The following is a 15157-nucleotide window of genomic DNA, read 5'->3' as shown; positions in this document are numbered from 1 at the left end:
TTCGTGGAACTACCGCCGGCTACCCAGTCCACCCGCCGATCTCGACCTGTGTACTGTCTGCCGGAGCATCGTCTGCTGTCTTCCCACCTGAGTCAAACGGTAGTTCAACCAGATGGGGCACTCCGTCGTCGTATGTCCGGTCAGGGCGTTTCACACAGTCGAGCGTGATGATAGGACTACATTCACTACAAGAGTGCGTTGCCCCGTCGAAGCCGTTGATACTCACCGACCAGGAGATAACGCTCGCGAGTCGATACGTCTCCGCTGCTGGACGACGAGTACTGGCAGACTGGCAGCCAACAGCGCCACAGACATCGCAGGTAAGCAGATAGTCTCGATCTGCCTCGTGGAAGAGCGAAGCGGCCTGTTCGACGTTGTCGCGGTCCTGAAGCGCACACTCCCGGCAAATCGTGAACCGGAACACGCCGTCTTCTCGGTTGACCTCGTCGGGCCACCGGACGTAGGTGTACGCCTCGCCGGAGATATCGGCCCTCACTCCACAGAACCGACAGCACTTAGCCACTGCCTCGGGCTGGACGTCGGTCACCGAGACCACCGTGCAAGTGTTGACTGCTCGCGAGCAGTATCTACGGGACAGAGAAAGCGCCACTTGTAGCGCTCACGAATCGGCTTATCCTCGCGGTTGCTTGCCTGCCCTGGTTCACGATAGCCCGTACAGGTCCAGCCCTTGTCTTGCAGCGCCCGAACCATCGCGCCGTCGTAGTCCGAGCGCACCCACGTCAACAAGAAGCGAGTGTTACGGTCGTCAGCCTGCAAGAATCGCTCCTGTGAGCGTGCCAGCGCTGCCGACGCGAGGTTCGGCATCCGAACGCCCATGCAAATCCGCGCAGCCTCGACGAGTGAGTCGCCGGATACCACTTCGCTGTCAACGACTGGCGTGTCCGCCGACGGAAGCACCTGGCGGGCAGTCGCTCGAATCTCCACTGGAAGACTGTCGATCTCGACAGGCTCGGGACAGAGCTGGCCGTCGACGCCGTACCGGATTCGCTTCTTCGAGATCAGTGGATACCGGTACGTGATAGCCCCGACTAGCGAGTCCTGAAAGTACAGCCCGTGGTGAGCGAGGTTGACCGATGGCAGTGACCCCATGTAGGAGTGGTGGGCCTCGTAGACGGCGGCCGCGGTCTCTCTGTCGATTGGTTCGACGGCGACGTGATCGGCAAAGCGAATCCCGAGAGGTGCGGTGAACGGGTCGCCATCGGCGTGTATCGGACAGGAACACTCCTCTGTGTCTGCTGGCGGGCGATGCTGGAACGACTGTGTTCGCGTCGATGCTGAGTGTGTGGACATCCTCTCACCCGCCAGAGGACCACAAAACTGCTATCGAGTCACCACGGGATGATCACAATGCCGGCGTCTGGACCTTCGATATACACTGGTTCGCACCCTCGGTAGAAGATCGTGAACCGCTCGGGCTGGTACGCAGGATGCTTCGCAAGCGTTGCGATTGCACGGCTCACGTCGGCTGGCGGGAACTGTGGGTCGCCTGACCGGCGGGCAAGGCGACCAGACTGGAGTACGTCCCACGACTGGAACTGGTAGTCAGCTGGTGGAGTGAACGTTTCTCGGGCTGTTGCAACAAGATACTCAGCACCGTCGACGACCTTTGCAGCTATCGAATACCGGGCAGATTCCGGGCGAACGGTGATAGCCCCATCGAGCGCGGGGACCACTTCATCTTGCCAGACAAACGCCGATGGTGGCTTGACGACTGGAATTGGTTGCTCGTCAGTGGGCGATTCGTTGCTGTTCGTGGCTGATCCATCACGGGCTTCGGAGGTTCGTTCCCTCATCCTCTCAGCCACCAGAGGAACAGAAAACCGTCGTCTCAGTCGAGGCCGGGGAGTCGTTCAGCAATGATGACGCCGCCCCTCGGCCCCTCCAAGTACAGTGCTGTGTGCCCCCGGAAGTAGATGGTGTAGCGGTCTGGAACGTACTGATGTCCGGGTGAAAGCGTCGCGATAGCCTTCGACAAGAGCCGTGCCGAGAACAGTGGGTCGCCGCGATGATTCGCCAAGCGGCCAGATTGCAGTGGCTCCCAGCTGTCGAACTCATGATCCGCTGGTGGCGTCAGTGTCGTCCGGGCTGTTGCGATCAGGTAGTCAGCCCCCTCGACAACTTTGGCGGCGGTGTTCGTTACATCTGGAATGAATTCCACATTCCCCCCGAAGTCGGTCATCGGCTCGTTGTCCCAGCGCAATGCTTCTGGATGGCCGGCGACCGGCACCGGCGGGCCTTGGAAGCCCTCGCTTCGGATGTGGGATTTTGCTTTGCTCTCGCAACCGAATGTCTCCCCACAGGTGCACTCGAACGATTCGTCGTTGCGATAGTAGCCGTCGGTATCCTGTGAGCGGACGAGTTCACCGTCATCGTCCATGTAGATGGTGTCGACATACCCCCACGAGTACGACACCTCAATCTCGTGCTCCTGTCCGGGCTTGCTGAAGTCGAAGCCGGCTTGCTGGTCTGGCTGTCCGTCCTGCGTCTGAGTCGGATCAGTTTCCGTCATCCTCTCACCCGCCAGAGGAACAGAAAATCACTCAGCTCAAGGGTTTAACCAACAGAAGCGATGATACTAACTGGCTGTTGGTTAAGGGTTGTGAATACGGCCTCTTTGTTCATCCAACTGGCTGAAACAACCGGTCAGTGAGCGTGCTTATTGAGGATACCCAAGAGCTTCAGCCACAGTCGCTCACGGTGCTGTCTCTCTATAGATTTGCTTGATAATCTCCGGGGGTTTATTGAGCGTGTGCTCGTTAAATTGTCCTTTGCTCCCTTGGTGTTGGTTCCGTGACTCGGTGATTTCAAGAAATGACAGTTCCTCCAAAAGTTGTCTTACACGCTCATGGGTGACTGGATCGACAGCGTGCTCATTGCAGAGTTTTTTGTATGCATCTAATACCTGCGAGGTCCGGAACCACCCTTCATCAGAATTACTAATTGTAAGCGCTGCGAGTGCTCCGATAACATGCTGGGAATGGGCTGGCAAGCCCGTAATAAGGTCGCGAAGCCGTTCAGCTTCAGCCATCTCGCGTACTTTTGGAACATCTTCTTCTGAGATAGTATCATAACCGTTTCGTATGGCGTATTTGCCGAGTGAAAACAACAGTTCAATACCCTTTCGGGCGTCGCCATGTTCTTTCGCAGCGAGAGCAGCCACCCGGGGGATGACTCCCTCCTCAATCACCCCTTCGTGGAAGGCGTCTGATCGGTTCCTAAGAATCTCCCGTAATTGGTTGGCATCGTATGGGTCAAACACGTACTCTCGATGGCCGAACGAACTTTTTGTCCGCTCGTTCATCTGATTCCGGTAGTCGATCTTGTTCGAGATTGCCACGATACTAATGGGTATATCTATTGAACCATTTTCTCGAGCCCGAGAAAGAATCATCAGTGGGGAATCATCGCGAAGTCTGTCGACTTCGTCGAGCGTAATGGCAACACCATCGTAGTGCTGGTTAAGGATCGACCATAGCCGCTCATAGTATTCATCAGTCGAAATACCGCGGGACGGGAATTTGACGCCGCTTTCAGGAGGGTTGATGCGACGGCCAATATTGCGCGGGACTCGGGCAGGACCGTCAGTTTGTGAACAGTTTATATAGGCAGTTCCAACACTGACACCACGACGGTCAGCCTCTGCTTCGACTCTGCCCATTACATGTTTAGCGACAAGCGACTTTCCTGTTCCCGTTTTTCCGAAGATCAGCACCGAGCTGGCCGGTTCACCAACAACAAGAGCCCCAATCTCGTGAGCTACCTGTTCAATTTGTTCGTCACGGCCTATAATGCGGTCGGCGTCAGGGACGTGATCCGTGTCGACGAGGTCTCGGTTCTTGAAAATCTCGTTCCGATGCTCCACGACAGGAGCGTCGAAAAGGGGGTCGCCCCCTTGGTCCCCTGCATCTGGCATATCTCGCATATCTTATTGATGGCACAAAAACCTATGGACCTAGTTTGGAGTGAAGATGGTAGTTTTAGCTCCTCATCACTAATTCTATTGGATATTCAATTGACTCCAAATCTATCGGAACACACTGGATTTGGAGTGTACTGGGTGGTTGTATCATATGCCATCAAAATGCAGTCAAAAGGTCCTCAGATTCTGCTGTTGATGAGACATCTCTGTGGAAGATTGGATAAGAGTCGATACTGGGTGTCCATATCTGAAGTCTATTCTAGGAGTTGGGTAAGAAGCGGTCAACACACACACCGGATTTGGAGTCCAGAAACGCGAGAGGCTGGGGACAAGCTCTCGAAGTATGTTTACGGATGTGGCTGGACTCCAAATCTGGTGTCTCCTTCTAGTCTAGTCTAACTAGAATTTGAAAGGAAGGGAAAGATGAGACAGCACAGTAAGTACAGCTTCCGTAAGCGCGGGACTCAAGCACACTCATATTGAGATATCTCGACTCCAAATCTGGTGTGTGTGTGTAAAATTCCCCATTAGGGGTCTGCTCGTGATTTCCTCCCAGGTCTCGACTCCAAACTTGGTGTGTCTGCCGCTAAACTTGACGTTTAATTCTTGGGCTGTATTGACCGAAAGCTCTGTCACAATCTCGTGAATAAGACTGCCGTATTCGCAACGACTGTTAAGACGATGACCACCGTTTCAGGTCGCTCTGAGCGTTAGTTTGTCCACGGAACGACAGCCGATCGGACATCGGGACACTCACTGCTTCGCCGTCGCGGGCCACGTAATTGTTCAGATATCGGTAGTCATCCTTGCTGTAGCTGCCATCCTTGTTGGGCCCACTGTCTGGCGAGACATACACGATACTGAACGCCGGCAAGCCAAACACTCGAGTTTGCGAGATTTGTAGCACCATCGCGTCACCAGGCCCGTGGCAGTCAATAAGATCCCCGCGATGCAACTGTTCCCCGAGCGGTGTTCGAGTGGCTTCCGACCGGGAAAGTCGCTGTCCGTCGCGATGGGAGTTCCACGGCTCAAGTGGATCTAGCTCTTGGTTCGGGCAGATCCGTGCTGTGGAATCGTCGATTAGCTCCACGACGTACGGGTTTTGCTGGCCGAAGTGGTACTTATAATCCGGAGACCGCCGGGCTCGCTCAATGTGGGTCTCGACTGCTTCGGCTGCCATCTCTCTGGTTGGGAACAGTCCCTGCCAAGAGCAATAATCGTCGGAACAGACAGTCAAAAATCCTGTCCCCGTCGTCCGAATTATCTCGCGATCAAGCGGCGTATCAACTTGGATATCCGCTGCACGCTCAATATCGCGGGTTTGCACGCTATCCATCCTGTTCTCCTTCCCCGCCGTCGGTCGCAAGAATCGTTTGTCTCGTGGCAAGGAACCGTTCGGGGACGTTCTCGAATGCATCCAGTCCAGCTTGCTCAGTCCCCTCGACGTCGACGCCACTGTGGTCTGTTTGCCACGTAGCAGAATCGCGCTCGAAGCCCCCGTCAAAGGCCGAGAGTTCTGATCGTCGGGCTGGACCCGCTGCTGACGAGAGTTCTTCGGCCCGGTCTGAAAGCCAGTCCATCTGGTCGAACATCCCGTCGAAGTCACGCTCCTGGAAGGGGAAGCGAACTGTCGCTTTCGGGGGAAGAGCAGTGTAGGTCTCCCGGCCAGTCCGAATCGCAGTTGGTCGGCCGTCGAAGATGTCGCGCTCACGCAGCGCGTCGACGTAGTCGCTGCCGGCCAGAACGACCAGCTCCCGACAGGGGGACTCCTGTTGATCGGTAGCGTATGGCCGCCGGAGCCAATCGCCCAGCGATGAGTGGACACGGAGCGCCCACTGATCTAGTCGGCTCTCAACTCGGTCTCCTGACGGCAGCCGATAATTGGCTTCTCCCTCGATGGGTTCACCGCGCAGGTCCTCGATGGTCGTATCGTACGGGGCGACCGTCTGCCGAGGCATCAAGATCCCGTGTTCTGCAGAGAGAACCGCCCAAGTGTTCGCCCGCCGGTCAGCGGTTCGAGCCCACTGGACAGCCGCCTCAGCATACGTTCGCTTGACTGCGAAATATGACGATGTGTAGAGGTTGCGAGCCTCAGCTGGATCGTCGGTTTTCGCATCGCCGCATCCGATGAGTACGAAGCGGCCACGAGTTCGCTCAGTCTGAGTGGTAGTCCTCTGTTTCCCTCACCCCACCAGGGAGTCACAAAACTCTCTGAGACGACACGTTCGGCTCTAGCCGTGAACTTCACTGGGAGTGAGTCCTGCCCGGTACTCTACTCTGTCTCGCTCGTGTTGGCTCCGGTACGCGAGCGTCTGTCCGTTCTCATACTCGACGACAATCGCATCCTCAAGACCATTTACAGTTGCTCTCGAACCGTCAGCAGCCCAGACGGGGTCCATCGGTTCCGCTGTTAGCGGGGTCCGGTCTGTCTCCACGGTCGGCCACACACCCCGCGATTTCCAGTATGACCGGATGTGCCGCAAGCTCTGTTGAACCGTCTCCCGTATCGAGAGGTGGTCCGCACTCGCGTAGCCGTGTGGCGAAAAATACTCGCCGTGAAGCGCCGCCAGATGAATCCCGTTCCAGTCGACGCCAACGATATCGGCTGGCTCCTCCCCAGTCACACGCGGCTGTGTTAGCTCCTCGATCACCGGATACTGCTTTGTCGGACTTGCCCCCAGCAGATGCACGCGCCGCCCTCGCCAGTCCACAATATCCGTGTACTCGTCGGCGGTCTGGTCGGAGTAGCCCATCGGGTAGCCCAAGATCATATCCTCGTCGATCACGTCGATTGTGTCGCGGCACTTCGGGACGATGATAACCTCTGTCCCCGGAAACTTCCGTTTCAGCTCCCGTGCGGCTTGGTTATACCGTCGCGCTTCCTGCCGGTCGTATGCGTCGCCAAGCATCCCGACCGATGGCTCGTACTGCTCGAAGCGCTCAATGTACCGGTCCAAATCTGGATTCCGAAAGTCGTTGTCTAGAATCTCAATCGGGACGTCGACGTTCCGTAGCGAGGACTGGTAGGTGTAGTCCTCGCGAACGCCGACGGCGAATCCAAGCCGGTAAGCATCGATTACGAACGGCTCCCGGTGAAGGAACCCAATGTACTCAGCCTGCTGTGCATCGCCGACAGCCGCCGCTGACCAAGAGTGTCGCGCCTCAGAAGACATGGAAAACACCGAGCGCACCGACCGGCGCGCCCAGCTGGCAGGCGCGGCACAAAACGACCCCGCGGCTTAAATACGGAGACGAGCGGAAGTGTCTATCAGAATGAAGGAAGGTATCGAATCGCAGTACGACGACCCTGACAGCTACCGGGGCGAGTACCCACCAGACTGGGCGTACCGGATCGTCTTCCGGAAGCAGTTGGACAACAACACTTGCACCAACTGCGGGACGCGGTTCCCTGCGGAGGATTTGGAAGTCGTGCGACGAATCCCCGCCGAGAACGGCGGGACAAACAAGACCACGAACCTGCTGACAGTGTGTTCTACCTGCGAAGAAGACATCAAGCAGACGGGACGCCTGAACCTGCCAGCGTCAGCGAACCAAGAGCCAGCAAGCAGTCCAGAAGCAGACTCCCACAGAGTGCTTGCGTTGCAGAGCGAAGTCCCGATCACTGAGGAGGTCGAGGGCGAAACGGAGGGCAACGGGCAGTCTCGTGGTGTCTCCCGGCTGGAAGCCAGCCACGTCGAGACACAGTCGAGGAGTCCTCTTGCAGTCACCACGACGACCGAGGACAGCGACGAGCAGTCCGACCAGGACGACACCGACGAGCGTGTTGGATGGCGACGGCTATTCGTTGCGTCGGTAGGAGGCACAGCGATGTTTCTGACATACTTCTGTGCGTTTGGTATCTCCTATTTCCTGTCCTCGCTTGCGGGTGATGTAGCGTTCTATGGCCTCCCACTGGCCGGGCTCGTAGCGGGAGTCCGGTGGCGGCTGTCGACAGCCATTGCATCCGTCTGCGTTGTTTTGATGTACGCTGCCGTCTGGGAGTCTATCTCGACGGAACTGCTCATGTCTCCGTTGGCGTGGATTCCCGTGGTTGCGCCACTGGCTGGGATTGCCTACGGACTCATAACCGAGCGCACTGAGTTCTCGCTGCGGAACCTTCCTTCAGATCCGCGACTGGTGGTCCAGCGCTTCCGTTGACGAAATATACTCTGATAACTGGTCCACGACCGACGGATCGAACGAGTCGGAGACGTGCCGCACGTTCCACAGCCCAGACTGATACACCTCAGATTTCGGCGAGTGGTATCCAAGCCAATCGAGGTCCGATGGTCCTGCGGATCGACGATGATGCGACACCATCGCGATGGTATTTGACTCAATCTCGGCTCTGTCACACTCTGGGCCGGGCTTGCCCGGAACGTCAACCCAGAGAAACGGCAGATCCCGGATGTACTCCGACACGCGCTGTTCAAGTTCGTGTTCCTGCTCGCGAACAGCAGTCGTCTCGGCGTCGGGATTCGGTTCGCCCCAGTGAGGATACTCGTCGTGCCAGCCGTGCTTCTCGATTAGCGCCCGTCCGACGTGCAAGCGAAAAATCGAACCACGATGGTTGCCACCGCCGGCGTACTTCCCGCGAACGTTCCCACGATGTTGCCTGAGCCGGTTCCAGAGCGTGTTCGACGAACCGGTACTGACGCCGACGGTGCCGATCCGTGAGAGTCGCCACTTTGTGGAGGGCATCTGTCTGAGGTCGCTTGCTGGCGAGAAGAAAAAGTACACTCCTCGGTCGGGCCACTCCAACCGCCCGGTCACGTCTCCGAGGTAGTACGGCCCTCCGATCTGGTCACGCAAGTCAGCTAAGACACTCAGAAACTGTCCGACAGGACTGCTACCCGACGCTGCTTGTGAACGCATATTCGACTCCCTCGCCCACCAGGGGAGTCACAAAACACTCCTCTCAAGCACGTCTGGAAAAGCACGACCGACTGCTCAGCTGGCACCTTCGACGGCGTCGATCAGATCCGCCGCAGTCGACGAGATACGGTCCAACCGGTCCCGAAGCGTCTCTGGTGCGTCGCCGTCCCACGCCGCGAGGTAGAACGCCGAGTTCTCTGGGTCCAGCCCGAAGTGACGACTGACCACGTAGGCGACTGCCTCGGCTTCGACCTCGCGTTTCGACCGCTCCGCCTCATCCTCGACATTGAAGTGAAGCTCTGCATGGGCGAACTCGTGAATCAGTGTACTCGCGAGGGCGGCCCGATTGTCTCGGTCGACCGCTTCGACCATCGGATTCGTGGTCATGACGTTCCGACGCTCGCAAACGCCCCGTGCAGACCCATGCTCCCACTCTTCCGGAGTGACGATTCTTGCGTCGACGCCGACCTCGTCGGTGGCGTCCAAGAGGTCCTCGACAAGTCCATCCGGGTCGCCGTGAGCTTCTGTCTCCAGTTCGGGAAGCGGTTCGCCCTCGGTCTGGGAGATATCGAACACCGACGTTGGCCGGAACCCGACCAGTCCCCGACGCCACTGCTCGGGGTTGGTTTCATCGTATTCGCAATCTGTGTTCTCGTGATATGACGGCGAGTTCCCACATTCGGGGCACTTCTTCGTGATAATGGGGGCCCAGATCCAGATGGCATCCTCGCCTTGCTGGACGTAGCGGTCGAACTCGTCTTGCCACGTATTGTACCCGGCGACTCGCGTTGCCTCGGGACACTGAAGCTTAATGAGTAGCGTGTTCCGTGCTGAATAGTCGTGGAACTTGCTCTGCACATCGAGCCACTGCTGGAACTGCTCACTGGTCTGCGCTTCGTTCGTGAGGTCGGCGAGGTCCTCGACCCACGCATCGAGTTGGTCGCGCATCTCCTCGTCCCGGGAGTCCGAATCGTCGAAGGTGCAAGTGGTCTGCTGGCTGGACTGCTCTGGCGTGTCTGACTGTATCGTTGACATCGGTCTATCTTCGAGACGCGCTCTCGGGCACGCCCCCGCACCTCCACTGGGGGTCACAAAATCGACTGGCTGACTGAGCGAGAGCGAGGTGAGCTGGCTATCTGTACCGCTCCGGCGGATAGAAGACGACGTGGATAGCCGAGCCAAGGTTGTACCACGACTTTGCGAGAATCGAGACCTCTAGTCCCCACTCGGCGGCAAACTCGAAGACGTCGAACCAGAGATTGTGGGGCGGCTCTGTGGAATCCAATCGCTCGATGTTGCCGGGGTAGACGTGCATCGAGTACAACGCCGGCTCGCCATCGTCAAGCCAGAGCGTCGAGTGGTCGTCTGCTGGCGGGCTGTGAGGCGGTCCCTTCGGGTCGCTGTCGGCGTCAAGCGGCGAGTGGGGGCACTCGTCGTCGCCCGTGATAAGACGCCGGATACAGGCTGTCTCGGCAGGCTCATCGAGGTCGAAGGCTTGCGCGAATGCATCTCGCTGGTATTCGCCCATGATCGCGCCGAGCGCCCGCCAGATGTCATCCCACCTTGGGTCCTCTGGCTCGTGATCCAGATAGTCGTGGACAGCCTCGCGCAGCTGTCGGTACTCGTCCCATGCCGGGACAGGCTCGTTCGGCCCGGGTGTCGGCCAGTCAGTGCGGTCCATACGCTTGGGGAAATTCCGATGGGGTATCAACTCTCGGGACGCGCCCATACGCCGCGTCAGAGAAGAGGTCCTGAGGCTAACCAACACCGAGTGGAATGTGGGGTACTGTGTTGGTTAGTCTGCGAGTTGGCTACTCCTCGCCTCTAGCCTCCCAGCCCTTGTGGAAGTACACCAGCGCCATGTCGGAGTCAAAACACTGCCCGGACGGAACGTGCTGCAAGACGTTTTGTTCTGGGACGGGTTCGACCACACCCTCATTGAGTAGACTGGTAACGACCTCACGCCCTCGTGGCTCGTCGATCTCGACGGTATCGAGACGCCGGCGGTCGCGGTCCTGTGCGATCTGTTCGCGCTCGAAGCGCTCGTAGTCTGGAACTGTTTCGGTCGGGTCCATGAAGGAAATCCCTCACCCGACCGGGGAGACACAAAAATAGCGCTAACCAACAATGGAGAAGTATGGGAGTCGCTGTTGGTTAGGACACACCACCGTTTCCGCAAAACCACGGGGAACCGAATCAGTTCGGGAGCTTCGGTGCTATCACGAACTGCATCGCTCCATCGGCGTCGGGGAACTCCGATTTCAGCACGAGCGGCACCCCGTTTCCGATATGTAGAACCCGATTCGTGCCGTCTGGCAGGCCAGCATTCGCTGATTTGACCAGCGACGAATCCAGTTTCACTGCGACATCCGCAGGCTCGAAGGCGATGAGATCGGTGTCGTCCCACCGGTAGGTCATGCTGTCAGTGTCGCCGTCTGCGGCAAACCGCACTTCTCTGGTTTCTGAGTCAACAGAGAGGTCAAACCGGTCGGCAAGCATATCGGCTGCGTCGAGACCGAGCGAGATATCGTCTGGACTCAGGTGGACGGTTGCCGGGATGTTGATATCCGGCATCTCGACAGGGTAGCGGAGCGATTCAACCGCCTCGAGATCAATAGTGCGCGTTATCCCGTCGATGTTGATTTCCAGTGTGCTATTCGCTGCATCGAGTGCGAACTGTGCAAGGTCGCCTGCATCGCCGACCGAGAGTGCATCGCGAACTCGTCCGACGTCCACCCCCAACGTTCCCCTCCCTGCATCGAAAGAGGTGAACGAACTCCCAGAAACACGCAGGTCGACCATCGCGTGCCCCTGCTGATCGGCCGCCCGGATGGCGATTCCCGACTCTGTAATTCCTATCCGTGTCTTGTCTGTGACCGTGCCAGCCGCCGCGAAAATCTGCTCAAACAGTTGGACCTCGCCGCTGATCCGAAGATGCTGCGGGGCATCGAGCGACAGGAGGTCCGCAGTGTCGATTTCTGCGTCACTGTCTGTCGCCGTCTCTGGCACGCTCGTTTCGGCGTCGGTGGTTGCTGCTTCGGTGCTACTGGTCGCTGTGGATTGTGACATCTGGATTACCCTCCACTTGCCGGAGGGCTCACAAAATATGCCGTTGGCGGCGCTATGGGACCACCGACGCAAGGCGATGGGTATTGTAATCAACCGTCCAGCGCGAGTAGTTCTGTGTGACCCGGTACTCGCGAACCACCGCAACGTCTTCCAGCGACTCTTCGGGCCGTTCCCACGCAAACTCGTAGCCGGCGATCACGTCTCCCTCGTCGAGATATCCAACCGGATGCTCCGGCCCGTCCCACTCAACCGAGATTGAGTCGCCACCGCTGGGGGGCTGGACTCCACGGCTGACTCCTCCTTGGATGACAGATGGATCGCTCGTCAACCCATGCAGTTGTGCTAAGTCACTAGCCTTGATCGGGAACTTGTCCTCCTCGCCGACGAACGAGTGCTGGGTTTGCCCGCGTACTGTTGCGTGCTCTACGCCCTCGATATCGACACCGAGAGCGTCGGACAGCAGGTGGGCAAACTCAGCGGCTCCCGTGCGGACTGTTTGGTTCTGCTCCTCAATCTGCAGGGTCGTCTCTGGCGTCCGAAGCTCCCTTGTGTATGGATTCTCCGGCCGTTCGACGGGCATACAGCTGCACAAGAGCGTCCCTTCTGGCCCCGTCAGAATCCACGGCTGCTTCCCGCACGGGATTGCCGTGTATCTCGACGCAGTGTATCGGCCACCGCCAGTGAGGACCCGCAATGCCTTTTCGAGTGCTTGGGCGTCAATGCCGTACCCGTAGCTGTCAGCGAGCCCGTCGACGAATGTGACTCGGGTGTCAATGGAGTCGAACTCGCCGTACGTGTTTGGGATTTGCAGGAGGTCACCAGTTGCGTACTGTTCAACGTAGTCTCCGATGTCCCCGCCGACGACCCACCGGGTTTGCTGTTTGGTTGCTCGACCAGCCGACGTGTTGATCGACGACGCCGGCCGCTGCGTTGTCAGCCCCCAGTCCTCATCTGGAGATGCCCAACTGCCGTCGTCACGATCAGGAGCGCGACACGTCGTCGCACATCGGGCGATGCTTGCGGCATCTGGATCGAGGTCTTTGTCGGCGCTGTCTCCGTCTCCGAACGTACCGAGTGAAAGGTCAGTCATCCTCTCACCCGACAGAGGAACACAAAAATTTTTCAAACGGATCGGAGACCAGACGGTCCACACTGTGAGCCAGCCCACCGACGTCCAGTGATTGAAGCGCTTCGGGCGGAGTGGGACAATTTCACTTTCGCCACGATTTGCATGGGTTTTAGACCACCCCAAGCGTACCGCCAGCCGTCTCCCATCGCAAACGAGACGGAGAACACTATGAGCAACTCTGATATACAGCAAGAAGCCCAAGACATACACGACCAGTTACCCGAGTCAGTCGATGCCTCCCTCGACGACATCGAGGAACGGCTCACCACACTTGTCGATGACTACAGAGTCCCACTCGACGAAGCTCGACGTAGTGTCGTGAGTACCTATCTTTCTGACAGCGATGTTGACCGCGACGAAGTTAGCAGCGAGGACGGCAACCAACAAGTCGATCTCGAGGAAATTACCGAAGCCGAACAGTGGGTCGACATTACCGCCAAAGTCACTGATCTCTGGGAGCCCCGCAGTGACTCGATTGCACAAGTTGGCCTCCTCGGTGACGAAACTGGAACCATCAAGTTCACCAAATGGGCCAAGTCTGACCTCGAAGCACTCACCGAGGGCCAAGTCTATGACCTTGGAAATGTTGTCACCGATGAGTATCAGGGCCAGTACTCGGTCAAACTCAATCGCACCACGACCATCGAAGCACTCGACCAAGATATCGAAGTCGGCGACGACACCACCGATGCTGAGGGTGCACTCGTCGATATCCAGTCAGGCAGCGGGCTGATCAAACGCTGTCCAGAAGACGACTGCACGCGTGTCCTCCAAAACGGGCGATGCAGTGAACACGGCGAGGGCGAAGGCGAGTTCGACCTCCGAATCAAAGGTGTGATTGACAATGGCGATACAGTCCAAGAGGTCATCTTCGACAAAGAGGCGACTGAGCAGGTCGCCGACATCACGTTGTCACAAGCCCAAGAAATGGCCATGGACGCTTTGGATACAAGCGTCGTCGCCGACGAGATACGTGAGGTGACGCTTGGGCACTACTATCGCGTCCAAGGCCCTGAACTGGGCCGGTATTTGCTCGTCAACGAGTTCGAGCAACTCGCCGAGATGCATGATCCAGAACAACTCCTCATCACTGCGAGGTCGATCTAGATGAGCCAAGGACAAGCCCCGATGCGTGAACTCGCACAGCGAGCCTTCGCTGGGGAATTCAACGATGCAGGCTATACCTTCCGGGAGTCAGACGATGACCGCGCGCCCGTCTATGCCCTGCTGCCGACAGGCGCGAAAGCAAACCGCGTGTTTGTCGTCGGCACCCTGACCGAAACCGACGATGTCGGCAGCGATGATGAGTACTGGCAGGGCCGAATTGTCGGGCCCACAGGGACGTTCTTCACCTATGCTGGCCAGTACCAACCCGAAGCAGCCGCCATGCTACGAGAGGTTGACCCGCCCGTCTTCGTCGCGCTTGTTGGCAAGCCCCGAACCTATGAAACCGACGACGGCGACACCAACGTCTCGCTCCGACCAGAGCACCTGACCGTTGTTGATGCAGACACCCGCAATCGGTGGGTGACAGAAACAGCGAAGCGAACTCTGGAGCGGCTCGAACGCTTCGAGGACGACACCAACGAGTACGCTGCTATGGCTCGCGAAGAGTATGACACCGATCCTGACCAGTACCGACAAACCGTTATCCAAGCGCTTGAGGAACTCACCGACGACGCCGAAACTGCCCCGACTTCGCAGGATCAAGCCGGTGGCGTGACACCATCCACAGCAGAGGATGCGTCCGGCAGTACCACAGAGGTCTCAACAGACGAGGACAGTCCGTCACAGTCGGGTGGCGACATCGGCGACTTCGATACGACTGACCTCGACTCGTAAGGTTACTGCTCGCTTTCCGGGTCTTGGGAGCCATCCCGGTGTTCGGTAATATACAGCTGTCCGTCAACCTTGTACAGGTAGCCCCGGTCAACCAGTCGTTCAACTACGTGCTCGGCGGTACCGACTGAGCGCTCTGTCTCACGCACTTTGATCACGGCGGCATCAACCCCGATGCTGTCTCCGGGCTCGATTTCCTCGTACAGCATATCATAGACAGCTCCTAACGATCCAGGTGGTCGATTACGCCTCATATGTGATTAATACAATTTCACTCGCTGGCTACCTATGCATTGACTTCGGAG

At 57.9% G+C, this 15157-nt stretch carries 18 protein-coding genes; 3 read left to right on the top strand and 15 right to left on the bottom strand.

Features of this window, described 5'->3' with window-relative positions:
• Positions 1-19: 19 nt before the first annotated feature.
• The 8 genes from RBH20_RS20300 to RBH20_RS20265 form a co-directional block, all read right to left on the bottom strand.
• Positions 20-547 (bottom strand): hypothetical protein, encoded by a 528-nt coding sequence (locus RBH20_RS20300; protein WP_306712101.1) that lies wholly within the window; start codon positions 545-547, stop codon positions 20-22.
• The gene (locus RBH20_RS20295; protein WP_306712099.1) at positions 544-1311 is read right to left on the bottom strand and encodes a hypothetical protein; all 768 of its coding nucleotides are present in this window, start codon (positions 1309-1311) and stop codon (positions 544-546) included. The genes RBH20_RS20300 and RBH20_RS20295 overlap by 4 nt, the downstream gene beginning before the upstream one ends.
• A 38-nt stretch (positions 1312-1349) precedes the next feature.
• Complete coding sequence (locus RBH20_RS20290; RefSeq protein WP_306712097.1) at positions 1350-1814, bottom strand: hypothetical protein; 465 nt, start codon at positions 1812-1814, stop codon at positions 1350-1352.
• 35 nt (positions 1815-1849) lie between these two features.
• A complete protein-coding gene (locus RBH20_RS20285; RefSeq protein ID WP_306712095.1) occupies positions 1850-2530 on the bottom strand; it encodes a hypothetical protein in 681 nt (226 codons plus the stop codon).
• A 183-nt stretch (positions 2531-2713) separates the two neighbouring features.
• Positions 2714-3934: an orc1/cdc6 family replication initiation protein gene (locus RBH20_RS20280; protein WP_008313598.1), complete on the bottom strand. Its 1221-nt coding sequence runs from the start codon at positions 3932-3934 to the stop codon at positions 2714-2716.
• Between the two features lie 679 nt (positions 3935-4613).
• On the bottom strand, positions 4614-5276 hold the full coding sequence (locus RBH20_RS20275) for a hypothetical protein (protein ID WP_306712090.1): 663 nt from the start codon (positions 5274-5276) through the stop codon (positions 4614-4616).
• Positions 5269-6069 (bottom strand): DUF6884 domain-containing protein, encoded by an 801-nt coding sequence (locus RBH20_RS20270; RefSeq protein WP_306712286.1) that lies wholly within the window; start codon positions 6067-6069, stop codon positions 5269-5271. Before RBH20_RS20270 ends, RBH20_RS20275 begins: the two co-directional genes overlap by 8 nt.
• Before the next feature lie 102 nt (positions 6070-6171).
• The gene (locus RBH20_RS20265) at positions 6172-7113 is read right to left on the bottom strand and encodes a DUF6610 family protein (RefSeq protein WP_306712088.1); all 942 of its coding nucleotides are present in this window, start codon (positions 7111-7113) and stop codon (positions 6172-6174) included.
• A gap of 100 nt (positions 7114-7213) precedes the next feature.
• Here RBH20_RS20265 and RBH20_RS20260 point away from each other — a divergent pair, with 100 nt between their 5' ends.
• Positions 7214-8098, top strand: a complete 885-nt coding sequence (locus RBH20_RS20260) for an HNH endonuclease (protein ID WP_151147835.1) — start codon at positions 7214-7216, stop codon at positions 8096-8098.
• On the opposite strand, the gene RBH20_RS20255 is transcribed toward RBH20_RS20260, so the two are convergent.
• The 6 genes from RBH20_RS20255 to RBH20_RS20230 all read right to left on the bottom strand — a co-directional run bounded on the left by RBH20_RS20255 (position 8063) and on the right by RBH20_RS20230 (position 12974).
• Positions 8063-8815: a hypothetical protein gene (locus RBH20_RS20255; protein WP_306712083.1), complete on the bottom strand. Its 753-nt coding sequence runs from the start codon at positions 8813-8815 to the stop codon at positions 8063-8065. The two genes, RBH20_RS20260 and RBH20_RS20255, sit on opposite strands and share 36 nt — an antisense overlap.
• A gap of 75 nt (positions 8816-8890) precedes the next feature.
• Complete coding sequence (locus RBH20_RS20250) at positions 8891-9850, bottom strand: ArdC-like ssDNA-binding domain-containing protein (protein WP_306712081.1); 960 nt, start codon at positions 9848-9850, stop codon at positions 8891-8893.
• Positions 9851-9947: 97 nt separating this feature from the next.
• A complete protein-coding gene (locus tag RBH20_RS20245; RefSeq protein ID WP_306712079.1) occupies positions 9948-10496 on the bottom strand; it encodes a hypothetical protein in 549 nt (182 codons plus the stop codon).
• A gap of 130 nt (positions 10497-10626) precedes the next feature.
• The gene (locus RBH20_RS20240) at positions 10627-10890 is read right to left on the bottom strand and encodes a hypothetical protein (protein ID WP_306712077.1); all 264 of its coding nucleotides are present in this window, start codon (positions 10888-10890) and stop codon (positions 10627-10629) included.
• A 121-nt stretch (positions 10891-11011) separates the two neighbouring features.
• A complete protein-coding gene (locus RBH20_RS20235; RefSeq protein WP_306712075.1) occupies positions 11012-11884 on the bottom strand; it encodes a hypothetical protein in 873 nt (290 codons plus the stop codon).
• A 52-nt stretch (positions 11885-11936) separates the two neighbouring features.
• Positions 11937-12974: a hypothetical protein gene (locus tag RBH20_RS20230; RefSeq protein ID WP_121578392.1), complete on the bottom strand. Its 1038-nt coding sequence runs from the start codon at positions 12972-12974 to the stop codon at positions 11937-11939.
• 207 nt (positions 12975-13181) lie between these two features.
• On the opposite strand from RBH20_RS20230, the gene RBH20_RS20225 reads away from it, so the two are divergent.
• Both RBH20_RS20225 and RBH20_RS20220 read left to right on the top strand, forming a co-directional pair.
• Complete coding sequence (locus RBH20_RS20225; protein ID WP_121578393.1) at positions 13182-14120, top strand: replication factor A; 939 nt, start codon at positions 13182-13184, stop codon at positions 14118-14120.
• A 21-nt stretch (positions 14121-14141) separates the two neighbouring features.
• Positions 14142-14855: an RPA family protein gene (locus RBH20_RS20220; protein WP_121578394.1), complete on the top strand. Its 714-nt coding sequence runs from the start codon at positions 14142-14144 to the stop codon at positions 14853-14855.
• A gap of 2 nt (positions 14856-14857) precedes the next feature.
• On the opposite strand, the gene RBH20_RS20215 is transcribed toward RBH20_RS20220, so the two are convergent.
• The gene (locus RBH20_RS20215; protein ID WP_121578395.1) at positions 14858-15061 is read right to left on the bottom strand and encodes a hypothetical protein; all 204 of its coding nucleotides are present in this window, start codon (positions 15059-15061) and stop codon (positions 14858-14860) included.
• Positions 15062-15157 lie beyond the last annotated feature (96 nt).

Origin of the sequence: Haloarcula sp. H-GB4 (genome assembly GCF_030848575.1) — an archaeon.
Lineage (GTDB): Archaea > Halobacteriota > Halobacteria > Halobacteriales > Haloarculaceae > Haloarcula.
Note: the sequence above shows the minus strand (reverse complement) of the source record. Positions and strands in the feature narration are given on the sequence as shown.